This window comes from Arthrobacter sp. PM3, assembly GCF_003352915.1.
Taxonomy (GTDB): domain Bacteria; phylum Actinomycetota; class Actinomycetes; order Actinomycetales; family Micrococcaceae; genus Arthrobacter.
Genome location: NZ_CP022314.1, coordinates 2,524,150 through 2,546,543, shown reverse-complemented (window position 1 = coordinate 2,546,543; position 22,394 = coordinate 2,524,150). Strand labels below are relative to the sequence as shown.

Here is a 22,394-nt window from a genome sequence, read left to right as displayed (position 1 = left end):
CGGAACCGCGAAGGTCGGATCGACCCTCACCGCCGTCCCGGGCATCTGGGGCCCGGCACCAGTCGCCCTGGCCTACCAGTGGAAGGCAAACGGCTCAGCGATCATCGGGGCGACCGGCGCCGCCTACACCGCTGTCGGGGGTGATACCGGAAAGACCATCACCGTCACCGTGACCGGCACCAAGGCCGGCTACAGCACGGTCTCCAAGACGTCCGCCCCGACCGCGGCCATAGCCAACGGCTCACTCAGCACCACCCCGGTTCCCACGATCACCGGAACCGCGAAGGTCGGATCGACCCTCACCGCCGTCCCGGGCATCTGGGGCCCGGCACCAGTCGCCCTGGCCTACCAGTGGAAGGCAAACGGCTCAGCGATCATCGGGGCGACCGGCGCCGCCTACACCGCTGTCGGGGGTGATACCGGAAAGACCATCACCGTCACCGTGACCGGCACCAAGGCCGGCTACAGCACGGTCTCCAAGACGTCCGCCCCGACCGCGGCCATAGCCAACGGCCCACTCAGCACCACCCCAGTTCCCACGATCACCGGCGTTCCCGCCGTCGGGTCCACGCTCACGGCGGCTTCCGGTGTGTGGGGGCCGGCACCCGTCACGCTCCGGTACCAGTGGTACCGGTCCGGCGTCGCGATCCTGGGCGCCACCTCCCCCACTTACGTCCCCGTGGCGGAAGATCTTGGCGCAATCCTCACCGTGAAGGTCACCGGGTCCAAATCGGGCTACACCACGTTCTCCCGAACCTCCGCTGCCACGGCTGCGGTGGTCAAGGGATCACTGATCAGGGCCACGCCCACCGTCACCGGGACCGCGAAGGTGGGGTCCACCCTCACGGCGAACTCCGGCGTTTGGGGACCGGCACCCGTCACGCTCCGGTACCAGTGGTACCGGTCCGGCGTCGCGATCACCGGCGCCACCTCCCCCACTTACGTCCCCGTGCCGGAAGATCTTGGCGCAATCCTCACCGTGAAGGTCACCGGGTCCAAATCGGGCTACACCACGTTCTCCCGAACCTCCGCTGCCACAGCTGCGGTGGTCAAGGGATCACTGATCAGGGCCACGCCCACCGTCACCGGGACCGCGAAGGTGGGGTCCACCCTCACGGCGAACTCCGGCGTTTGGGGACCGGCACCCGTCACGCTCCGGTACCAGTGGTACCGGGCCGGCGTTGCGATCACCGGCGCCAACGCCGCGACTTATAAACCCACCGCAACGGACGTGGCGAAGACCCTCACGGTAAAGGTGACGGGGTCCAAGCCGGGCTACACCACGTTCTTCCGGACGTCCGTCCCGACTACCGCCGTCGCTAAATAGCGACTCGCGTTCGCCCAACCTCAGTCGCTTTGATCGCAAAGAAACCCCGCCAGCTAATGGTTCTGGCGGGGTATCCTTGCATAGATCGGAGCCGCCAGATGTCGAGCGCCCCGCGGGCCTTAAGGTCAGCGAAAAGATCTGAAGGCCACGGCATCGAAGCCGTCCGAGGCATGGGCACCCAGCCAGCCCGTCACGGACAGGTAGTTCACGACGGCGGCTCTGGCCCAGCGCGGCAGTATCCTTTCCTGCGGCCGAAGACCCCACCCCACAACGTACCCCTCGACCCGGTCCGTTGCCCGGACCGTGTGGCTGCTCCTCAAACAGTGCCGCCTCTAAGATGAGGCATGGACTTCGAGGACACGCTCTGGACGGTTTTGGGGGCCGGGCTGGTTCTGCTGATGCTCGTTGACGTCTTCCGTACACTCCTTTATCCACATGGTTCCGGTCCTCTGGGCCACGCGATCATGCGCGGATTCTGGCTTGTATCGAGAAAAATACGGGGCCGGGGCTCCTTCATAGCAGCACCTTTGGCCATGGCCGCTGTCATCGGCGCCTGGGCGGGCCTCGCGGCCATCGGATGGGCCCTGCTGTACTTGCCCCATCTGCCGGAGGGTTTTGTTTACGGTTCCGGGGTGCCGCAGCAGGGCGATTTCGCCGAGGCGCTCTACATCTCCTTGGTCACGCTTTCGACGGCGGGATTCGGTGAAATCGTGCCGGTGTATCCGGTGCTCAGGCTGGTTGTGGCCCTCGAGGCGGTCACGGGTTTCGGTTTGCTGACAGCAACGGTCACCTGGATTCTGCAGATGTACCCGGCCCTTAACCGCCGCCGGGCCCTGGCCCACGAGCTGACCCTGTTCAGGGAGGCTGCAGCTCCTGCAGGTGTCCTGTCCCTGGAACCGCGGCATGCTGCCGGGCTCCTGGAGTCCATGGCCGGAAACGTCGCGCTAGTGAGCATCGATCTGCTTGCGTTCCATGAAACCTACTACTTTCGTGAAATCGAGCAGCGCGGCTCCTTGCCGGCCACCGTCGCCTACGCCCAGGAGCTGGCATCCCAGGCCCAGCGCAGCGACAACCCTGAACTCCAATTCGCCGGGCGGATGCTCCACGCGGCACTGGACGGACTCGCGGACGTCCTCCGCGGCAAATTCGGCCACTCAGGAAGCACCTCATCCGATGTGTTCGACAGCTACGAGTTGCACCACCGGCACGTCCGGCGTGGAAAATCCGACACGAAGTAGCGCGCGGGTAGCTGCTACCGACGAATTCCTGGAGAGCGGTCCTCCATGGCGTCTGGTGTACACCTTCCGCTGGGAGGAACCGACGCCGGACGACCGGGAAACCGTCATCGACCTCTCACTGGGGAGCGCGGGCCAAGGGCACCCGTGTAGTGCTCTCGCAGGGACCGTTCCTGACGGCGGAGCGGCTGGCCCTGCACCGCAACGGCTGGACCGAATCGTTCGAGAAATGGCAGGCGGCACTAGACAGCCGCGCCTGAGGAAGGGTGCAGCGCCTCTGCCTTTTGGCGTTGGAAATTGCCAGCGGGCCGGAGACGGTGCCCAGGAAGATTTTGGCCTTCCGTCGTCGTGATCGTTCAGTCGATCAGACGCCTCCGGCGAGACCGCCCTTGACATCTCTGCTGACCGTCGTCAGTCTTTTCGACAACAGGAGGGGGCGTCCGTCCGCTCCTGAAGCCCCGTGGAGGATACTGATGTTCCGTGCCAGGTCGCTGATGCGTTCCGCGACCTCCGGAGACCGGGTTACGCGCCTTGAGCTGTTCTTCGATCTGGTCTTTGTCTTCGCGCTATCGCAGCTGTCCCATCATTTGCTGGAGCATCCCTCATGGGTGGGGGCCGGTGAGACATTTGTGCTTCTTCTTGCGGTCTATAAGGTGTGGGTGTACACGACCTGGACGGCGACATTGCTGGACACGTCGCGGCTTGAGGTGCAGTGGATGCTGCTGATCGTCATGCTTGTCACCCTGTTCATGAACGCCTCAATCGGATCAGCGTTCGGCGCCTCCGGCTGGCTCTTTGCCGCGAGCTATCTCCTGGTCCAGCTCGGCCGAGGTGCGTGGATACTCACCGTCGGACTTGACCGGACGACTCACAACCATTTCGTGCGCACGCTGATCTGGGGGTGTATGAGCGCGCCGTTTTGGATTGCCGGCGTTTTCTTCGGTCCGGGGCCCCGTTTGATGTTCTGGGGTGTCGCTGCCGCGATCGATCTGGGCGGCCATATGCTGGCGCACCGGTTGCCGGGCCGGAAAACCGAAGGACGCCGGGTCCCGCTCCCGGGCGAGAGGATCTTTGAGCGGTTCGGGTTGTTCTACCTGATCGCGCTCGGCGAGACGATCCTTTCAACCGGTGTGGCGATTGCGGGCAATCTGGAGGACCCCTTGATATTTCTGACCGGGACCGTCAGTTTGGCCGGAAGCGTCGCGATCTGGTGGTGCTACTTCCACGGCCTTGAGCAGGAGATTCTGGAGAAGCTTGCTTCTGTCGATGATCAGTTCCGGCCCGGTATTTTGGCGGGCAACACCTTGGTGGTGTTACTGGCGGGCCTGATCCTGGTGGCGGTTGGCGATCAGCTCGTGATCACTGATCCGGCCGCCCGCCCCGATCTGGCGACCATTCTGCTTCTTTTTGGTGGGCCGGCTCTTTTCTTGGCCGGCCGAGGCTTTTTTATTCGACGGGTACTGGGCCACCGCCAACCATCTGATCTCGCCGGGATCGGGGCCTTGGCGGTCCTGGCAACTTTGAGCTTTCTCCTCCCGGCCTTCGTTGCCGCTATAGGGGCCGTTCTTCCCCTCATCGGAGTGGCAGTCTCCGACGCCCTGAACCGCCGCCGCCGAACGCAACGGAGCTCTGGACGGCTGTGATCCGGGGCTTCGTTGCCGGGCCACACCTGGCACACGGCGTCCCGGTCTGGGACCGCCCTCACCCACTAGCATTAGGTTCATGGGAGCCGATGACAGTTCTGCCGTTCGTAGCGGTGGAGTTCTTTCTGGCGATACCAAGGATGCCGGCCAACTCATGGCCATCCTTGACCATGGCGTTTCCGCGGCTGACCTGGAGACCACGCTGTCCGCATGGCTGGAAGCCGGCGCCATTGACCAGTCCACCGCGGCGGCGGCACGCAGCCTGAACGCCCGCTTGTGGGAGGCGAGCCGCCGGGAAGGCCTGCTGCGAGTCCTTTACGATACGGCCACCGACTTGACCGGGATACGCGACGTCGAGGCTGTGCTCAAAGCCATCGTCCGGCGCACCCGGTCACTGATCGGCAGCGACGTCGCCTACCTGAGCCTGAACGACTACGACAGCGGCGAGTCCTACGTCCGGGTGACCGACGGCGCCACCACCGCCCTCTTCCGCAACATCCGCATGCCCCTCGGCGAAGGGGTGCTCGGCGCCGTGGCGACCGGCGAGGCACCTGCCCAGAGCGCCGACTACCTCATGGACGAGTCCAAATCGCATCTGGAGTCCAGCGACGCCGCTGTGGCTGCCGAAGGCGTCCGGGCGATCATGGGTGTACCCCTTCGGGCCGAAGGGAAAGTCATCGGCGCGCTCCTGGTCGCGGACAGGCATCCCCACCAGTTCAGCAGTGACGACGTGGCTTTGATGGAATCCATCGGCACGCACGCAGCCGTCGCGCTGGAGAACGCCCGCTACTTCAGCGAAATGGCCAGCGCCCTCGCCCGGCTGGACCAGGCGCAGCAGGAGAACCTCGCCCACGTAAGGGCCCTGGAGGAGCTCTCCACCCTGGACCGACGGCTTATGGAAACGCTGGCCTCAACCGGCAGCCTTCCGCAGCTGCTCAACCTGCTGGCGGAGTCCCTGGACACCGCTGTCTACCTGGTCTCGCCCATGGGCGAGCCCCTGGCGGGACCCGCAGCCGAGGGGGGAGATTTCGGAAGCTTCCCTGCCCTGAGCGCCGCCGAGGAATCTGCGGCAAAGAGTGCCGCCGTGCACTTCAAAATCAAGGACAAGCAGTACATCGTCATGTCCGCGGTGGCGGGCGACCAGCACCTCGCCTCCGTCATTGTCGCCGGACAACTCAGCCCAGCCCGGCTGGCGGTGCTGGAACGCAGCGCCCTGGTGCTCAGTGTGTCCCTGCTGCTGGACCGCACCTTCCAGGACGCCCAATACCGGCTGCAGCTCGAACTCATTGACGACCTGCTCAGCCCGCGCGCCGAAAACGCTGCGGCCCTTGCCCGCAGGGCCGGGCAGTTCGGCCTGGCAAACCACCTCCAACTCGTGGTGCGCGTGGTGGGTGTCGGCGACGACCAGCGCCAACGGGCACTCTCCCTGCTGAGGCACCGGTCCGAGGGACTCCCCGGAATCATCGCCCTGCACGAATCACACCTGTGCATCATCGAACCCTGGGAACGGCACGACGGCCGCCCGGGCGAAGCCGGCAGTGACGGCCGCCCGGGTCAGTCCATCATCGACGAACTGAAACGACGCCGGATCACGGCCACCGTCGGGACATCGGAACCCGTCACCGGCTTTGCCCGGCTGTCCGCAGCCCACACCGAGGCCCATGCAGTCCTCCGTGCACTGCAGGCCCTCTCGCGGGACGGCGAGGCAGCGGACCGGGCCGCACTGGGTACCGCGGGAATGCTGCTCGGAGCAATGGACAGCCCCTTCGCCGGACAGCTGCTGGCCGCGCAGCTGGGGCCGCTTCTGGACTACGACCAGCGGCGGGGAACCCAGCTGGTCCTCACCGCGTGGACGTTCCATGAGAATGGCGGCACCCTCCAGGACACGGCCGACTCCCTCCATATCCACCCCAACACGCTGAGGCAGCGGCTGGACCGGATCGACGCGCTGATCGGCGCCTCGTGGCGCCGGGGAAGCCGTTCCTTGGACGTCCAAGTGGCGCTGCGCCTGTGGCGGATGAAGACGGCCGGGGTCACCACCGGGGGCTCCTGACAAGGGGCGATCTGCCTCCGCCTGCGCGACGCCCATGTCGGCGGCACACATATTCAGGCTCCGCATATGGCGCTAGACCACATGGTGAGTGTCACGTGGCTCTGGAATGCTGGGATCTGCGGCGCCTTTCGGGCAGCCCGCTCATCCCAGTTCTAGGAGTTATTCACAATGTCGTGTGCGCATGCAGCGGGCATCCGTCCCACAACTTTCGGCGTCCTCCGCCTGCCGCGGAGCGTCGTCGTCGGCGCCCAGCAGCGCTTCGCCGTCGCCAACATCGCAGCCGAATTCGGCACCAACGTCCTGGTCGTCACCGACCCGCGGCTGGCCGCCTCGGAGGAACTTCGGGACCTCGTCCGGAGCCTCGAGGACAAGAACCTGACCGTACGGGTCTACGGCGACACCCAGGCCGAACTGCCGGTTCCCGGGATCCTGGCCTGCGTCGAGGAGCTCAAGGGCCAGGAGATCGACGCCATCATCGGCTTTGGTGGCGGCAGCTGCATGGACATGGCCAAGGTCGTCTCCGTGCTGCTCACCCACGGCGGCACGCCCAGCGACTACTACGGCGAATTCGCCGTTCCCGGCCCCACCAAGCCGGTCATCGCGCTGCCCACGACGGCGGGCACCGGCTCCGAAGCGACGGCGATCGCCGTCGTCTCCGATCCTGACCTGGGCATGAAGATGGGCATCTCGAGCCCCCACATCATCCCGTTCGCCGCGGTATGCGACCCCGAACTGACCTACTCCTCCCCCGCTCCCCTGACGGCGGCCACCGGCGCGGACACCTTCGTGCACCTGGTCGAGTCCTTCACGGCGATCACCCGGGAACCCACCCCTGCCCTGGCCGCGGAACGCGTCTTCGTCGGCAAGAACATCCTGACGGACTCGATTGCCCTGAACGGCATCGGGCTGGTGGGCCGCAGCCTGGTCACCGCCTACAAGGACCCGGAAAACACCGAGGCCCGCGCCGGGATGATGCTCGCTGCACTGTACGGCGGTGTGGTCCTCAGTAACGCCGGGACCGCCGCGGCACACGCCATCCAGTACCCGGTCGGCGCACTGACGCACACCCCGCACGGTGTGGGCGTCGGCCTCCTGCTGCCCTACGTCGTCCGCCACAACTTTGACGCGATCCAGCCGCAGCTGGCCCAGATCGCCGAAGCCCTGGGGCGCGATATCCGCGGCCTGGACCAGCGCGCCGCCGCCGTCGCAGGCGTCGAGGCAATCGACGAGGTCATCGCCGCCATCGAGCTGCCCCCGACCCTGCAGGACCTCGGCGTGCAGGAGAACGACCTCGCCCAGATCGCCAAGCTCTCGCTGAACTCCAAGCGGCTCATCGACAACAACCCCGTGCCGCTCGATCTCGACGCCGTCACCTCCATCGTGAACGCCGCCTACGCCGGCGACCGCACCATCCGCTGATCAGCAAAAGGACCAATGATGACCCTCCTTTCAACCTCTGAACCACTCGACGTCGACGGCCTGACGGTTCCCCGCCAGCTGCTCATCGCCGGGAACTGGCAGGACGCCAGCGACGCCGGCACCGTCGAGGTGATCAATCCCTCCGACGCTTCCGTTATCACCGACATCGCCGACGCCGACGTCGAGGACGGCCTCGCCGCCGTCGACGCCGCCGCCGCAGCCTTCCCGGAGTGGGCCGCGACGCCGCCGCGCCGCCGCGCCGAAATCCTGCGCCGCTGCTTCGACCTGATGACCGAGCGCAGCGAGCAGATCGCCCACCTCATCTCCCTCGAAAACGGCAAAGCCCTCGCCGACGCCCGCGGGGAAGTGGCGTACGCCGCCGAATTCTTCCGCTGGTACGCCGAAGAAGCGGTCCGGATCATCGGCGACGTGTCCGTCTCGCCGTCGGGCGCCAACCGGATCCTGGTCCAGCACCCGCCGATCGGCGTCTGCGTGCTGATCACCCCTTGGAACTTCCCGGCGGCCATGGCCACCCGGAAGCTGGCCCCGGCACTGGCCGCCGGCTGCACCGCCGTGCTCAAGCCCGCCACCCTCACTCCGCTGACCACCCTGGCGATCGCCCAGCTGATGATCGACGCCGGCGTCCCGGCCGGCGTCGTCAACATCATCACCACGAGCAAAACCAACGAGGTCATGACCCCGATCCTTGCCGACCCCCGCGTCCGCAAGCTGTCATTCACCGGTTCCACCGGCGTCGGACGCCACCTGCTGCGGCAGGCGGCCGACAACGTGCTCAAGTGCTCCATGGAACTTGGCGGCAACGCCCCGTTCCTGGTCTTCGACGACGCGGACCTCGATCTGGCCCTGGACGGCGCCATGATCGCCAAGATGCGCAACGGCGGCCAGGCCTGCACCGCCGCCAACCGGATCTACGTCCAGCGCGGCATCCACGACGAGTTCGCCCGCCGGCTGGCCGAACGCATGGGCGCCATGCGCGTGGGCCCCGGCACCGACGCCAGCACCGAGGTCGGTCCGCTGGTGGATGAAGCCAGCGTCCGCAAGGTCGACTCGCTGGTCCGCGACGCCGTCAGCCAGGGCGCCAGGCTCCTCGCCGGCGGCAAGGCCATCGACGGCGCCGGGTACTACTACCCGCCGACCGTCGTCACCAACGTGCCGCTCCAAGCCCGCATGGTCAGCGAGGAAATCTTCGGACCGGTGGCCTCGGTCATCCCCTTCGACACCGAAGAGGAAGTAATCGCCGCCGCCAATGACTCCGAGTACGGCCTCGCCGCCTATGTGTTCACCGAGGATCTTCGCCGCGGGCTTCGGGTCTCCGAGCGCATCGAAAGCGGCATGGTGGCCCTCAACCGGGGACTCGTTTCCGACCCCGCAGCACCCTTCGGCGGAGTCAAGCAGAGCGGCCTCGGCCGCGAAGGCGCCCACCAGGGCCTGCTGGACTACACCGAAACCAAATACATCGCCCTCGACTGGTAGCGCTGGCGCTCCCTTCGTTCCCATCCGAAAGAAAAGACCAATGACGATCTCCAACACCAAAGCCAAGACGAAGGCGCCCTGGCGCGTTCCGGCTGCCAGCTTCATCGGCACCACCATCGAGTGGTACGACTACTACATCTTCGGCCTGCTCGCCGCTACGGGCGTCTTCAGCCGCCTGTACTTCCCGGAACAGGACCCGGCCACCGGCTTGCTGATGGCATTTGTCACCTACGCGGTAGGTTTCGTGGCCCGTCCCTTCGGCGGTATGTTCGCCGGCCACTTCGGGGACAAGATCGGCCGCAAGCCCATGCTGGTGCTCTCCCTGCTCATCATGGGCTTCGCCACCCTGGCCATGGGAATGCTTCCCACGTACGCGCAAATTGGCGTCTGGGCTCCCATCCTGCTGACGGTCCTGCGCCTGCTGCAGGGCTTCGGCGCCGGAGCCGAGTGGGCCGGCGCGGCCGTCATCTCGATCGAACACGCCCCAGCCGGACGCAGCGGATTCTTCGGTAGCTTCACCCAGATGGGCGTGCCGGCCGGCATGCTGCTGGCCAACTCCAGCGTCCTTGCCGTCAAGGCTGCCGTCCCGGCAGCAGAGTTCGATGCTTGGGCCTGGCGCCTCCCGTTCCTGCTCAGCGTGGTCCTGATCATTACCGGCATGATCGTCCGCAACAAGCTTGAAGACTCCAACGACTTCAAGGAACTCCAGGCCACGAACCAGACCGCCAAGAAGCCGCTGGGCGAGGCCATGAAGAAGGAAACCAAGGGCATCTGGCTCGTCGTCGGAATGCGGCTGGCAGAAAACTCCGCGTTCTACCTGTACACCACCTTCTCCGTGGTCTACATCATGAAGACCTTCGGTGCCGAAGGCGCCAACCAGGGCACCATGTCCGTTCTGATCGCCTCGGCCATCGGCGTCTTCGCCGTGCCGCTGTGGGCAATCCTCTCCGACAAGATCGGCCGCAAGCCGCTGTACCTGTTCGGTTCCATCGGCGGACTCCTGTTCTTCCCGCTGTACTTCGTCATGACGGACACCGGCAGCGCACTGCTGGCAACGCTCGCCATCATCATCGGGCTCGCTGTCTTCCACAACTCCATGTACGGCCCCCAGGCTGCCTTCTTTGCGGAACTGTTCTCCACCAAGCTGCGCTACAGCGGCGCGTCCATGGGCTACCAGTTCGGCTCGGTCCTGGCCGGCGGCATCGCACCTCTCGTCGCAGTGGCGCTGCTCACCGCCGGCAACGGCAAGCCGGGCTGGGTGATCCTGTACTTCAGCATCATCGGCGTCATCACGGTTGTGGCGACCATCCTCGCACCCGAAACGCTTAAGAAGCTGGACCGGCGCATCACCGCCGCCCAGGAGCTGGACGAGAAGAACGCAGCGATTGCACAGGAACGCGTCAGCGCCAACTGACCATCCCTGAACCAAGGAGGGCGCCGTCCGGGACAACCAGCCCCGGACGGCGCCCTTCTTATTCGGTTTTAGGCGTGTCCAACGGAGGGGTGCCGGAAAGTGCCGTTTCAGGAGCACAACGCGGGGTCAGATAGCGCCCATAAATGCCCTCCGGATGGGCCGTAGGTGACCCCGCGTTGCTGTGGAGCCCTACCCCTGCAGCACCGGGCTCGGGGACATCTCCGCCGCTTGGCGGAGGGCCTCGATCATGCTGCCCACCTCCACGATGCCCTTGCCCGCGATGTCGAAGGCCGTGCCGTGGTCCACCGAGGTGCGGATTACCGGCAGGCCCACCGTGATGTTGACGCCGGCCTCGATGCCCAGGACCTTCACCGGGCCGTGGCCCTGGTCGTGGTACATCGCGACGATGAGGTCGTAGTCGCCGCGGCCGGCCAGGAAGAAGGCGGTGTCGGCCGGGAGCGGGCCCCGGGCGTCGATGCCGTCGGCCTGCAGCTTCTCGATGGCCGGGGTGATCTTCTCCGCTTCCTCGCCGTAGCCGAACAGGCCGTTCTCCCCCGCGTGCGGGTTGATGGCGCAGACGCCGATCTTGGGGTTCTCGATGCCGGCGCGCTGCATGGCGCTGTGCCCGCGCCGGACCGTGCGTTCCACCAGGCCGGGCTCGATCTTGTTGATCGCGTCGATCAGGCCGATGTGCGTGGTGACGTGAATGACCTTGACCTTGGGCGTGGAGAGCATCATGGACACTTCCTCAATGCCCATGAAGTGCGCCAGCAGTTCCGTGTGGCCGGGGTAAATGTGCCCGGCCTTGTGCAGGGCGGCTTTGTTCAGCGGCGCGGTGCAGATGCCCTGGACATCGCCCTTCATCCCGAGCTCGCAGGCGATCCGGATGTAGTGGTACGCGGCGTTGCCGGCCTCGGCGGACTCCACGCCCCAGGCGAGGTCGTGCGGCAGGAGCTTCGGGTCGATCACGTTGATGCGGCCGGGCTCGAACACGGCCTCGGCCACGTCCTGGATCTCCACGATGTCCGCGGTGACGCCCAGCGCCTTCGCCCCAAGTTCCAGCCGGTACACGTCGCCGATCACCACCGGGCGGCAGTCCCGGTAGGCGTTCTCGGCCAGCAGCGCGCCCACCGTCACTTCGGGCCCGACGCCGGCGCCGTCGCCCATGGTGACCGCAATGTAGGGTCGGGTGTCCTGCTTGGTCGGGGTCAACGCTGAATTCATTGCTTCTCCAGATTTTTCGGAAGGGTCGAGTGGTTCGCGGGGTGCGCTGCCGGCCGGTTCACCGGCGCGGCGGCTTTGGATGGAGTGAAAGAGCTGCAGCAGGGCGCGGTCGTCGCCGAAGCTGCCGGGTTTGGTGCCGACCAGTCGGCCGTCGTCGGCGAGGCTGACCACCGCGCCGTGCTGTGGGGCGCCGAGCGGCTCCAGCGCCCGGACGCCAATGCGGTCCAGGACCTCGCGGGCGGTCTCGCCGCCGGTCAGGATGAGGTCGGGAAGGACGACGCCGGAGCTTGTGTTTTCGGGGCCCGGCTCGGGTTGGAGGGCGCCGGCCACGAAGTCCGTCAGGTTGCGGACGATCGCAGCGGCGTCGCGCGGATCCACCGTCTCGGCGACGACGGTCAGCGCCACGGGTTCACCGGCGGCCGTGAGTTCGCGGACGACGCCGAGCGCCGGGCCCGTCCCGGGCTCACGGAGTTCCGCCGGGCTCAGCCCGACGAGAGTGAAACCCCCGGACTGCAGCTCCCGCAGTTGCCGGCGGGCGGCGTCGGACGCGGAGCCGACGACGGCGAGCACCGGCCGCGCGGCGTCATGGTCAGTCACGTCCGGGGTGCCGGAGTCCTCTGCGGCAATCTGCGCGTTTCGCGCAGTCGCCGGTGCCGCGTCGGGCGCTGCCAGCCGCAGAGTCTGCGCGAGCATGTCGGCAAGGCCGCCCGTGCCCACGAGGACGATCCTGCGGCCTCCGGCGGCGAAGTCCAACTCTCCAAGGGCCGCGACGACGGCCTCGAGGTCGGCCCCGGTTTCGCCGTCGGCCACTACGGTCACGGCGCCATCAGACGAGAACAAATGCATGAGCCGTTCAGCCAGGTCCGGGGACCGGACCGCGGCCAGATCCAACGGCCGCACGGCAGACCCCAAGACATCAGTCACCCGGGCGGGCGGCTCAGTTGCCTCCGCCTTCCAGAGTCCGGCGTCTGCCAGCGGCACGCCGTCGGCATAGGGACGTCCGTCCACCACGGTCCGCCGCAACTGCGGGAGCGCACCGGCCACCAGCACATGGAAACCACGATCCGCCAGGGCCGCCAGTTCGGCGCCCACGTTCCCCCGCCACAGCGAGTCGATCTTCTTGAACAGCACGGAAGCGCCGGCCGCGGCCGGTCCGGAAAAGACCCGGGCCACGGCGGCCGCGGCAACTTCCGCTGCGGCAGCACGCGAGTGGGTGTCCACGACGATCACCTCGGAAGTCCCGGAAGAAGCCTCCAGCAGGATCCGCGCATCGAACCCCTGCCGGGCAAAACACTCCCCCACTTCAGCTGCGCCGGAAAAGTCGTCGGCCTGTATGAGCACTGTTGCCACGTCTCCCTCCTCCCTTGGATCGGACTGGTCATCAAGCGGGTAATGAAGCTGGTTATCGAGCTATTCATCAAGCTTTCGATGTCCTCATCATGACACAACTGCGCGAATCGCGCTAGAACTGTTGCGCGAATCGCGCAAACGTGGCAAGGTGATCCATGTAACACGGCACAGGCCATCCGGCCGCCAGCCGTCCCCGTTCAACCGAGAGGTCAACGATGACCGTTCTTCCTCAAGGACCCGAGATTTCCCGGCGCCGCCTGCTGCAATTTGGCGGACTGGCCGGACTTCTCCTGGGCACAGGCACCGTCGCAGGATGTGCCGGCCCCACCGGCCTGCCGGGACCCAGCACCCTGACCCTGGCGCTCAACCGGTCCCTGGTCAGCCTGGACAACAAACTTAACCAGTTCGACGCCGCCGTCACGGTCCAGCGCGCCGTCCGCCAGGGCCTCACGGCCATCGGCCCCGAGACCAAGCCCGTCATGGTCCTGGCCGAAAGCTTCGTCATGACCTCCCCCACGGTATGGACCGTCCGGCTCCGCCAAGGCATCAAGTACTCCGACGGCACGCCCCTGAAGATCGAGGACGTCGCCACGGCACTCAAGATGTACCAGCAGGTCCAGGGCTCGTTCGTGGCCGGCTTCTTCCCCGAGTTCCCCACCGTGGTGCCCCTGGATGACCGCACCTTCCGGATGGAATCGAAGAAGCCCATCCCCATCCTGGATTCGCTCATGAGCATGATCCTGATCAGCCCGGCGGCCAAGAACAAGCCGGCCGAGCTGCAGGAGGGCGTGGGCACCGGCCCGTACGTCGTTACCAAGTTCAACCGCGGCGCCGGCACTTACAGCCTCAAGCGCAATGAGAACTACTGGGGCCCGGCCCCCGCGGTGGACAACGTCGAGGTCCGGTTCCTGCCGGAGGAATCCAGCCGCGTCATTGCACTGCGCAGCGGCGAGGTGGATGTCATCGACTCCATCACGCCCGACTCGCGCGAACAGCTCGCCGGACTTCCCGGCGTCGTGCTTAAAGAGGCGTCCAGCCTGCGGCTGAACCAGATCTTCTATAACTTCCGCAAGCCGGCCGGGCACCCGCTCGCCGACGTCCGGGTCCGTGAGGCGCTCAGCTGGGCGATCGACGGCGAGGCGCTGGTCAAGGACGTGCTGGTGAACTCCGTCAGCCAGGCCGAGGGCGTCACACCGTCCAGCCTGACCGGCTTCGCGAAGACCGGCACGTACACCTACGATCCCGGGAAGGCCAAGGCCAAGCTCAAGGAGCTGGGCGTCACGGACCTGACCCTGAAGATCATCTGGGAAACCGGCGAATTCGCGTCCGACACCTCCGTCATGGAGGCGCTGGTGGAGATGTTCGGCAACATCGGCGTCAAAGCCCAGCTCCAGCAGTTCGAACCCGGCGGCAACATCCTGGCCTGGCGCCAGGGCAAGGAAGGAGACTGGGACCTGCTGGGCAACGGCTTCAGCAGCCCCACGGGCCTGGCCATCACCATGATGCAGGGCATGTACGCCGGCACCGCGGAGAAGGAAAAGACCCGCGACACCTACCAGGGCTACGTCAAGCCCGACGTGCAGGCCAAGATCCAGGCCGCCGCCACCGAGGTGGACCCCGTGCGCCGGCAGCAGCTGCTCGCCGTGGCGCAGCAGGCCATCTGGGACACCTGGCCGTGCGCCTGGGCGTTCGTGCCCAAGTCCGTGCTGGCCCACCGGAACCGTGTGGACGGCTTGGCGCTGGCCCCCACCAACTCCTACCCGCTCGCCGACGTCCGGCTGGAGGCCTAGACCATGACGACATACATCCTCAAGAGGCTCGGACAGGGCCTGCTGACCGTGTTCCTCACGGTCTCCACCGTGTTCATCCTGATCCGGCTGGCCCCGGGCGACCCCGCCGTGGCCTATGCCGGACCGCTCGCCACCACCGAAGAGCTGGCCAAGGTCCGCCAGCAGTTCGGCCTGGACCTGCCCCTGATTGAGCAGTACTGGATCTTCCTGCAGCAACTGTTCACCGGCAACCTCGGCATCTCGTACTCCTTCCAGGCCCCGGCCATTCAGGTGGTCCTGGAGCGGATGCCGTATACGCTGACCCTGGCCACGGCCTCGATCCTGCTCACCGCGGTGGTCGCGATCCCGCTGGGCGTCTGGATGTCCCGCCGCCCGGACACCAAGAAGGAATTCGGCGTCAACGTCCTCACCATCGCCGGACAGTCCATGCCGGACTTCTGGACCGGCATCATGCTGCTCACCTTCTTCGCAGTCCTGATCCCGATTTTCCCGGCCTCCGGCTTCGCCACGTGGGGCGCCCTGGTCCTGCCGACCGTCACCATCGCCATCCTGCAGATCGCCCTGATCTCCCGGATGGTCCGGCGCGAAATGACCAACAACTTCGCCGCCCCCTACCTGACCGTGGCCCGGTCCCGCGGCGTCCGGAATTCCCTGCTGACCTGGCGTTACGCCATGGGCAACTCGGCCATTCCGGTCTTCACGGCGCTCGGCACCCGCTTCGCGGCCATGCTCAACGGCGTGGTGGTGGTGGAGGTCGTCTTCGCGTGGCCCGGCGTCGGCTCCCTCGTTGTCCGGGCGCTGGAGACCCGCGACTACCCGCTGATCGTGGCCACCGTCCTAGTCACCGCACTGCTGGCGGTTGGAGTCCAGCTGATCATCGACCTCGCCTACCCGCTTCTTGATCCCCGCGTTCGTCTTGGAAAGGCGGCCACAGCATGAGCCTCAGCGACACCGCAACGCCTCCGGCAGGAAACCCGGCAGGCAACCCGGGAGGCGCCCCCTCGGGCCCCGCCGCCGGGGCACCCGTCCGGAACTCCTCCCCCAGCGCCGTCACCAAGGAACTCATCGCCAAGGCCGCGGCCACCCGACGCCGGATCTCCTCCAAGGTGAAAATCCGCACCGGCATCATCTGCACCCTGCTGGTGGCCATCCCCATCCTGCTGGCCAATGTCCTGCCGCTGCCCGACCCCAACCACCAGGACCTCGCGCAGCGGCTGCTCCCGCCCCTGACGGATGGACACCTGTTCGGCACGGACCAGCTGGGCCGCGACCTCCTCTCCCGGGTCCTGCACGGCGGCCAGGTCTCACTGACCATCGGCGTCCTCGCCGTGGTGGTCTCCGGCGTCCTCGGCGTCATCGCCGGCGCGGCCGCCGGCTACTTCGGCGGCAAGCTGGACACGGTGGTTTCGCGCCTGATCGAGGCGCAGATGTCCCTGCCGCTGCTGATGATGCTGCTGCTGGTCGTGGCGCTCTTCGGCCCGTCCATCCCCGTCATCACGTTCGTGATCGCGATCGCCCAATGGCCGGAAGTGGCCCGCCTGACCCGGTCCATGGTGCTCGTGGAACGCGAAAAACCCTACGTATCGGCCGCCCGGATCCTGGGCCTGCACCGCGTGCAGATCCTGATCCAGCACATCATCCCCAACGTCATCAAGCAGGCCACGCTGGTGGTCCTGCTCCTCCTGGCCCAGGCCGTGCTGCTGGAAAGCGCGCTCAGCTTCCTCGGCGCCGGCCCGCAACGCCCGTTCGCCACCTGGGGCCGCATCATCTCCGACGGCCAGGACTACATCACCACCGCCTGGTGGCTGGTGACGCTGCCCGGCCTGGTGATCGTGCTCATGGTGGTGGGCGTGAACCTGCTGGGCGACGGCCTCCGCGACCGTCCCCGCCGCAAGAAGAAGGGTGCCTGAGATGACCGCACACACTGACAAGGCCGAGTTCACAGCACAGCCGCTGCTGGAGGTCCGCGATTTCCAGGTGGAACTGATCACCGACGCCGGCATCGTCCGCGCCGTGGACCAGGTCAGTTTCTCCATCCACCGCGGCGAGACCGTCACCATCATCGGTGAATCCGGTTCCGGGAAATCGACGACGGCGATGGGCCTCCTGAGGCTCCTGCCGGAGGACCTCGCGGTCCTCTCGGGATCGGTCCGGATCGACGGCGTGGACGTGATCGCCGACGCCAAGGCGATCGACAAGGTCCGCGGCCGGACGCTCGCCCTGATCCCGCAGGACCCCATGACGGCGCTGAGCCCGGTGCACTCGATCGGCAACCAGCTCTCCGAGGCCATCAGGATTGCCGGCGCCGCTTCCAAGGAGCCGGGCGCCGTTCGCGCCCGCGCCATTCGGCTGCTGGAGCAGGTCCACATCCCCACCCCGGATGCGCAGCTGAAGAAATACCCGCACCAGCTCTCCGGCGGCATGCTCCAGCGGGTCCTGATCGCCATCGCCCTGGCCAGCGAACCGCAGCTGCTGGTGGCCGACGAGCCCACCTCCGCCCTGGACGTCACCGTGCAGGCCGGCATCCTGGACCTGCTGCTCGAGCTGCAGGAACAGCGCGGCATCGGCATCCTGATGATCACCCACGACCTCGGAGTGGCCCGGCTCATCTCGGACCGGATCCACGTCATGAAGGACGGCTCCTTCGTGGAGTCCGGCGAGGTCCAGCAGATCGTGGACAACCCGTCCACCGAGTACACCCGCAAGCTGCTCGCCGCCGTCCCCGTCCTGGGCGCCTGGGACGAAACCCCGGCCGCCACCGCCCTGACCACCACTGGAGCCAGCCATGACTAAGCCGTTCCTGTCCGTCGAAAACCTCGTGGTGGACTACCACGTCTCGAAGGGAACCTTCCGGGCCGTGGACGACGTCTCCTTCTCCGTGGACAAGGGCAAGACGATCGCCGTCGTCGGGGAATCCGGCTGCGGGAAGTCGACCATCGCCAAGGCGCTCATGCGCCTGGTCACGCCGACCAGCGGCCGGATCGTGCTGGACGGCACGGACCTGGCGCCGCTGAGCGAGGCCAAACTCCGGCCCCTGCGCTCCAAATTTCAGATGGTCTTCCAGGACCCCTACGGTTCCTTGGATCCGCACCTCACGGCACAGGAAATCGTGGCCGAGCCGCTGAAGCTCCAGGGCGTCCGGTCCCGGGCCGAACGGCACAAGGCGGCGGCCAGCCTGATCGACCAGGTGGGCCTGCCGGCCGCGTCCCTGGACAAGCACCCGGCCGAGTTCTCCGGCGGCCAGCGGCAGCGCATCGGCATCGCCCGGGCGCTGGCGTCCAGGCCCGAACTGCTGGTCTGCGACGAGGCCACCAGCGCACTCGACGTCTCCGTCCAGGCCCAGGTGCTCCGGCTGCTGAAATCCATCCAGGACGAAACCGGCATCACCTACGTCTTCATTTCCCACAACCTCGGCGTGGTGCAGGAAATCAGCGATACCGTGATGGTCATGCAGCGCGGCAAGCTGGTGGAGCACGGCACGACGGCGCAGGTGCTGACCTCGCCGGCCGAGGACTACACCCGCAAGCTCCGCCGCGCCGCCCTGGACCCGTCCACCATGACCGGACTCAAGCCGCGGCACGTGGTCTCATCCTTGGCATTGAAGAACAGCGCCTGAGCCCGCCAGCCCACCTCACAAGCCGACCCGACTTTTCACCGACACCCCGAGGAACCACCCCATGAGCAACCAGCCCGAAGGCACCCCCGTGGAGGGCCTGAAGCTTCCGATCTCCAGGCTCGTCCTGGGCACCATGACGTTCGGCGACACCGCCGACGAGGCCACCGCGGGACGCATGGTGGACGAGGCGCTGGCCGCCGGCATCACCACGATCGACACCGCCAACGCCTACGTCGGCGGGGCCACCGAGGAGATGCTGTCCCGCCTCCTGAAGGACCGCCGGGCCGACGTCGTCCTCGCCTCCAAGGCGGGCATGCCGCATCCGGACCACGGCCAGCACGCCCCGCTGTCCAAAGAAGGCCTGCGCAACAGCGTGGAAGGCAGCCTCCGCCGGCTCGGAACGGACAGCATCGACCTCTTCTACCTCCACCAGCCGGACCGGGCCACCCCGCTGCAGGAAACACTGGGCACCGTGGCCGAGCTCGCCGCCGAAGGCAAAATCGGCGCCCTGGGCGTGTCCAACTTCGCGGCTTGGCAGATCGCCGACGTCATCCACACGGCCCGTGAAGTCGGCGCGCCCCGCCCGGTGGTCGCCCAGCAGCTCTACAACCTCGTGGCCCGCCGGGTGGAGGAGGAATACCTCGAATTCGCCGCCACCCACGACGTCCACACCATGGTCTACAACCCGCTCGGCGGCGGCCTGCTCACCGGCAAGCACAGCTTCGACGCGAAGCCCTCCGAAGGCCGGTTCGGCGACTCCAAGCTCGCCGCCATGTACACCCAGCGGTACTGGGACAAGCAGCTGTTCGACGCCGTGAACGCCCTGGCCGGCATCGCGGACGACGCCGGGATCAGCCTCGCCGAGCTGTCCCTGCGCTGGCTCGCGTACCGCAACGGCGTCGGCTCCATGCTGCTCGGCGGATCCAAGGTGGAGCAGCTGCAGGCCAACATCACCGCCGTGGCCAAGGGCCCGCTGCCGTCCGACGTCACGGAAGCGTGCGACGCCGTCGGGGCCGGACTGCGCGGCCCCATGCCCGCCTACAACCGCTGACTCCCGCTGATTTCCGAGACCTGAAGGCAGAAGACATGACATCTGAACTCGCTACCGAATTCGCCCGCAGGATCCGCGCCCGCGAGCGCGCGATCGGCTACTGGGCCGTCCTGGACGCACCGGTCGCCACCGAGCGCATCGGCCGGCTCGGCTACGACTACGTCGCGCTGGACGCACAGCACGGGCTGCTGGGCTACTCGGGCGTGCTGAACGGGCTCATGGCGATCGACGCCGGGCACACCGCCGTCGGCATGGTGCGGGTGGAGGCCAACGACTTCACCGCGATCGGCAAAGCGCTCGACGCCGGCGCCGTCGGCGTGATCGTCCCGCTCGTCAACACCGCGGCGGACGCCGCCGCGGCCGTCGCCGCGGCCAAGTACCCGCCGCTGGGCGGGCGCTCCTACGGGCCCATGCGCTCGGCCCTGCGGATCGGCCCGGTCCCCGCCGAAGCCAACGCCGCCACCCTGGTCTTCGCGATGATCGAGACCCCGGAGGGGCTGGCCAACGTCAAGGAAATCTGCGCAACCCCCGGGCTGGACGGCATCTACGTGGGCCCCTCGGACCTGTGCATCGCCGTGGGCGGCGCCTACCCCGGTGACCCCGCCGTCGACGCCGAGTTCAACGCCGCGCTGGAGACCATCGCGGAGGCCGCCGCTTCCGCCGGGGTGGCCGCCGGCATCCACACCCCGGCCGGGGAGGCGGCCGCGCTCCGGCTGCGCCAGGGCTACACCTTCGCCACGGTCGCCTCCGACCTCACCCACCTGGAGCTGGCCGCCAAGGCGCACCTGGCCGCCGCAACCGCAAAGGACTGACCTGTGTTTTCAACTGACGCGACTTCAACCGACGCGCCCGCATCTGCCTACTCCACCATCACGCCCGACGGCGAGGTCAGGGACGCCGGCGGCAGCCAGTACGCGTACCTGCCGGCGCCCACCGTGCAGAGCCACGCCGCGAACCTGCTGACGCTGCCCGACGGCCGGCTCGGCTGCGTCTGGTTCGGCGGCACCCAGGAAGGCGTGCCGGACATCTCGATCTGGTTCTCCACCCTGGAGCCCGGCAGCCGCCAGTGGTCGGAAGCCGAACAGCTCTCCGACGACCCCACCCGCTCCGAGCAGAACCCCATCCTGTTCGCCGCCCCGGACAACCGGCTGTGGCTCCTGTACACCGCGCAGAAGGCGGGCAACCAGGACACCGCCGAGGTCCGCCGTCGGATCTCCACGGACAGCGGACGGACCTGGGGTCCGGTGGAGACCCTGTTCGCGGCCAACGAGACCGGCGGCGTATTCGTGCGGCAGCTGCCCGTGGTGCTGCCGTCCGGCCGGCTGATCATCCCGATCTTCCGCTGCATCACCACGCCCGGCGAGAAGTGGGTGGGCAACAGCGACGACAGCGCCGTCATGATTTCCGACGACGCCGGCGCCACCTGGACTGAGCATGTCCTCCCGGGGAGCTTGGGCTGCGTCCACATGAACATCCAGCCCGTGGCCGACGGGTCCCTGCTGGCCCTGTTCCGCAGCCGCTGGGCCGACTCGATCTACGAATCCCGGTCCACCGACGGCGGCACCACCTGGAGCGAACCGGTCGCCACCGAACTGCCGAACAACAACTCCTCCATCCAGTTCACCGCCCTCGCGGACGGCCGGCTGGCCCTGGTCTACAACCACAGCCGGGCCGAGGCCTCCACCGAGCGGCGGCTCTCGCTCTACGACGAGATCGACGACGACGGCCTCGCCGACGAACAGGGCCGGATCACCGAACCCGTGGTCACCGATGGTTCGGTTCCGGGCGGCGGTTCTGAGGGCGAGCGGAAGGCCTTCTGGGGCACCCCGCGGTCCCCCATGACGCTGGCGATCTCCGAGGACTCCGGCCGCAGCTGGCCCATCCGCCGGAACCTCGACGTCGGCGACGGCTACTGCCTGTCCAACAACTCCCGCGACGGGCTGAACCGCGAATACTCCTACCCGTCCATCCATCAGGGCCCGGACGGCGCCCTCAACATCGCCTACACCTACTTCCGGCAGGCCATCAAGTACGTGCGGGTGGATCCGCAGTGGGCGTATGGGGGAACCAGCACGCCGGGCGGCGACCTCCAGTGAGCAGCACGCCGCACGCCGTCGTCACCGGCTGCAGCTCCGGGATCGGCAAGGCCATTGCCGCCCGGCTGCTGGCCGACGGCTGGCAGGTGACCGGGCTCAGCCGGAGCAAACCCGAACTCGGCCCGGGCTTCCAGTGGCGGCCCGCGGACCTCGCGGACCCGGCGTCCCTGGCCGAGGTTGTCGAGGACCTAGCCCCGGCGAACGCCTTGGTCCACGCCGCCGGCTTCCAGCGGACCGCCCTCCTGGGCGAACTGGATCCGGCGGCGCTGGCCGGGATGTTCACCGTCCATGTGGCGGCCGCGAGCACCCTGGCCAACGCCCTGGTGCCGAACATGCCCGACGGCGGCCGCGTACTCCTGCTGGGCAGCCGCACCTCCACCGGCGCCCCCGGCAAGAGCCAGTACGCGGCCACCAAGGCGGCCCTGCTCGGCATGGGCCGGACCTGGGCGCAGGAACTGGCACCCCGCGGCATCACTGTCAACGTGCTCTCCCCAGGCCCCACGGACACGCCGATGCTGGCGGATCCGGGCCGGTCCGCCACACCGCCGATCATGCCCGCCCTGGGGCAGTTGGTGGACCCGGAGGACGTGGCCGCGCTCGCCGGCTTCCTGCTGGGCAGCCACGGGAAGTCCATCACGGGGCAGAACTACGTGATCTGCGGCGGCGCGTCGCTGTGAAACGA

16 protein-coding genes and 1 pseudogene are annotated in these 22,394 nt (G+C 67.5%); 16 read left to right on the top strand and 1 reads right to left on the bottom strand.

Going from position 1 to position 22,394, the window contains the following annotated elements; all coding sequences use genetic code 11:
• The 7 genes and pseudogenes from CFN17_RS11690 to CFN17_RS11655 all read left to right on the top strand — a co-directional run.
• Window positions 1-1,327, top strand: a pseudogene (locus tag CFN17_RS11690) (carboxypeptidase regulatory-like domain-containing protein); the annotation flags it as partial.
• Window positions 1,328-1,860: 533 nt separating this feature from the next.
• Window positions 1,861-2,565: a potassium channel family protein gene (locus tag CFN17_RS11685; protein ID WP_261792168.1), complete on the top strand. Its 705-nt coding sequence runs from the start codon at window positions 1,861-1,863 to the stop codon at window positions 2,563-2,565.
• 470 nt (window positions 2,566-3,035) lie between these two features.
• Window positions 3,036-4,205: a low temperature requirement protein A gene (locus tag CFN17_RS11675; protein ID WP_208747875.1), complete on the top strand. Its 1,170-nt coding sequence runs from the start codon at window positions 3,036-3,038 to the stop codon at window positions 4,203-4,205.
• Window positions 4,206-4,359: 154 nt separating this feature from the next.
• Complete coding sequence (locus CFN17_RS11670) at window positions 4,360-6,258, top strand: GAF domain-containing protein (RefSeq protein ID WP_208747874.1); 1,899 nt, start codon at window positions 4,360-4,362, stop codon at window positions 6,256-6,258.
• A gap of 168 nt (window positions 6,259-6,426) precedes the next feature.
• Window positions 6,427-7,677 (top strand): iron-containing alcohol dehydrogenase, encoded by a 1,251-nt coding sequence (locus CFN17_RS11665; RefSeq protein ID WP_208747873.1) that lies wholly within the window; start codon window positions 6,427-6,429, stop codon window positions 7,675-7,677.
• A gap of 18 nt (window positions 7,678-7,695) precedes the next feature.
• Window positions 7,696-9,171 carry an NAD-dependent succinate-semialdehyde dehydrogenase gene (locus CFN17_RS11660; protein WP_208747872.1) on the top strand — a complete coding sequence of 492 codons (1,476 nt, stop codon included), beginning with the start codon at window positions 7,696-7,698 and terminating at the stop codon, window positions 9,169-9,171.
• 40 nt (window positions 9,172-9,211) lie between these two features.
• Window positions 9,212-10,585 (top strand): MFS transporter, encoded by a 1,374-nt coding sequence (locus CFN17_RS11655; protein ID WP_208747871.1) that lies wholly within the window; start codon window positions 9,212-9,214, stop codon window positions 10,583-10,585.
• Between the two features lie 189 nt (window positions 10,586-10,774).
• Here the strand turns inward: CFN17_RS11655 and pdxA are convergent, their stop codons facing one another.
• Complete coding sequence (gene pdxA, locus CFN17_RS11650; RefSeq protein ID WP_208747870.1) at window positions 10,775-13,159, bottom strand: 4-hydroxythreonine-4-phosphate dehydrogenase PdxA; 2,385 nt, start codon at window positions 13,157-13,159, stop codon at window positions 10,775-10,777.
• A 215-nt stretch (window positions 13,160-13,374) separates the two neighbouring features.
• Between pdxA and CFN17_RS11645 the strand changes: the two genes are divergently transcribed.
• From CFN17_RS11645 to CFN17_RS11605, 9 genes are all read left to right on the top strand, one after another.
• Complete coding sequence (locus tag CFN17_RS11645) at window positions 13,375-14,949, top strand: ABC transporter substrate-binding protein (RefSeq protein WP_208747869.1); 1,575 nt, start codon at window positions 13,375-13,377, stop codon at window positions 14,947-14,949.
• A gap of 3 nt (window positions 14,950-14,952) precedes the next feature.
• Window positions 14,953-15,888, top strand: coding sequence for an ABC transporter permease (locus tag CFN17_RS11640; protein WP_208747868.1), 936 nt, complete (start codon window positions 14,953-14,955; stop codon window positions 15,886-15,888).
• The gene (locus CFN17_RS11635; protein ID WP_208747867.1) at window positions 15,885-16,859 is read left to right on the top strand and encodes an ABC transporter permease; all 975 of its coding nucleotides are present in this window, start codon (window positions 15,885-15,887) and stop codon (window positions 16,857-16,859) included. The genes CFN17_RS11640 and CFN17_RS11635 overlap by 4 nt, the downstream gene beginning before the upstream one ends.
• 1 nt (window position 16,860) lies before the next feature.
• Window positions 16,861-17,742, top strand: coding sequence for an ABC transporter ATP-binding protein (locus CFN17_RS11630; RefSeq protein ID WP_208747866.1), 882 nt, complete (start codon window positions 16,861-16,863; stop codon window positions 17,740-17,742).
• Window positions 17,735-18,565, top strand: a complete 831-nt coding sequence (locus CFN17_RS11625; protein ID WP_208747865.1) for an ATP-binding cassette domain-containing protein — start codon at window positions 17,735-17,737, stop codon at window positions 18,563-18,565. The genes CFN17_RS11630 and CFN17_RS11625 overlap by 8 nt, the downstream gene beginning before the upstream one ends.
• 61 nt (window positions 18,566-18,626) lie before the next feature.
• Window positions 18,627-19,616 (top strand): aldo/keto reductase, encoded by a 990-nt coding sequence (locus CFN17_RS11620; protein ID WP_208747864.1) that lies wholly within the window; start codon window positions 18,627-18,629, stop codon window positions 19,614-19,616.
• A gap of 35 nt (window positions 19,617-19,651) precedes the next feature.
• Window positions 19,652-20,428 carry an HpcH/HpaI aldolase/citrate lyase family protein gene (locus CFN17_RS11615; protein ID WP_208747863.1) on the top strand — a complete coding sequence of 259 codons (777 nt, stop codon included), beginning with the start codon at window positions 19,652-19,654 and terminating at the stop codon, window positions 20,426-20,428.
• A gap of 3 nt (window positions 20,429-20,431) precedes the next feature.
• Window positions 20,432-21,712 (top strand): exo-alpha-sialidase, encoded by a 1,281-nt coding sequence (locus CFN17_RS11610; RefSeq protein ID WP_208747862.1) that lies wholly within the window; start codon window positions 20,432-20,434, stop codon window positions 21,710-21,712.
• Entirely contained in the window at window positions 21,709-22,389 is a 681-nt protein-coding gene (locus CFN17_RS11605) for an SDR family NAD(P)-dependent oxidoreductase (protein WP_208747861.1), read from the top strand. Before CFN17_RS11610 ends, CFN17_RS11605 begins: the two co-directional genes overlap by 4 nt.
• Window positions 22,390-22,394: the final 5 nt, after the last annotated feature.

Bases quoted from the DNA above. Each gene is read 5' to 3' on its own strand.
- CFN17_RS11685 (WP_261792168.1), top strand. From the start codon at position 1,861: ATGGCCGCTGTCATCGGCGCCTGGGCGGGCCTCGCGGCCATCGGATGG.
- CFN17_RS11675 (WP_208747875.1), top strand. From the start codon at position 3,036: ATGTTCCGTGCCAGGTCGCTGATGCGTTCCGCGACCTCCGGAGACCGG.
- CFN17_RS11670 (WP_208747874.1), top strand. From the start codon at position 4,360: ATGGCCATCCTTGACCATGGCGTTTCCGCGGCTGACCTGGAGACCACG.
- CFN17_RS11665 (WP_208747873.1), top strand. From the start codon at position 6,427: ATGTCGTGTGCGCATGCAGCGGGCATCCGTCCCACAACTTTCGGCGTC.
- CFN17_RS11660 (WP_208747872.1), top strand. From the start codon at position 7,696: ATGACCCTCCTTTCAACCTCTGAACCACTCGACGTCGACGGCCTGACG.
- CFN17_RS11655 (WP_208747871.1), top strand. From the start codon at position 9,212: ATGACGATCTCCAACACCAAAGCCAAGACGAAGGCGCCCTGGCGCGTT.
- CFN17_RS11645 (WP_208747869.1), top strand. From the start codon at position 13,375: ATGACCGTTCTTCCTCAAGGACCCGAGATTTCCCGGCGCCGCCTGCTG.
- CFN17_RS11640 (WP_208747868.1), top strand. From the start codon at position 14,953: ATGACGACATACATCCTCAAGAGGCTCGGACAGGGCCTGCTGACCGTG.
- CFN17_RS11635 (WP_208747867.1), top strand. From the start codon at position 15,885: ATGAGCCTCAGCGACACCGCAACGCCTCCGGCAGGAAACCCGGCAGGC.
- CFN17_RS11630 (WP_208747866.1), top strand. From the start codon at position 16,861: ATGACCGCACACACTGACAAGGCCGAGTTCACAGCACAGCCGCTGCTG.
- CFN17_RS11625 (WP_208747865.1), top strand. From the start codon at position 17,735: ATGACTAAGCCGTTCCTGTCCGTCGAAAACCTCGTGGTGGACTACCAC.
- CFN17_RS11620 (WP_208747864.1), top strand. From the start codon at position 18,627: ATGAGCAACCAGCCCGAAGGCACCCCCGTGGAGGGCCTGAAGCTTCCG.
- CFN17_RS11615 (WP_208747863.1), top strand. From the start codon at position 19,652: ATGACATCTGAACTCGCTACCGAATTCGCCCGCAGGATCCGCGCCCGC.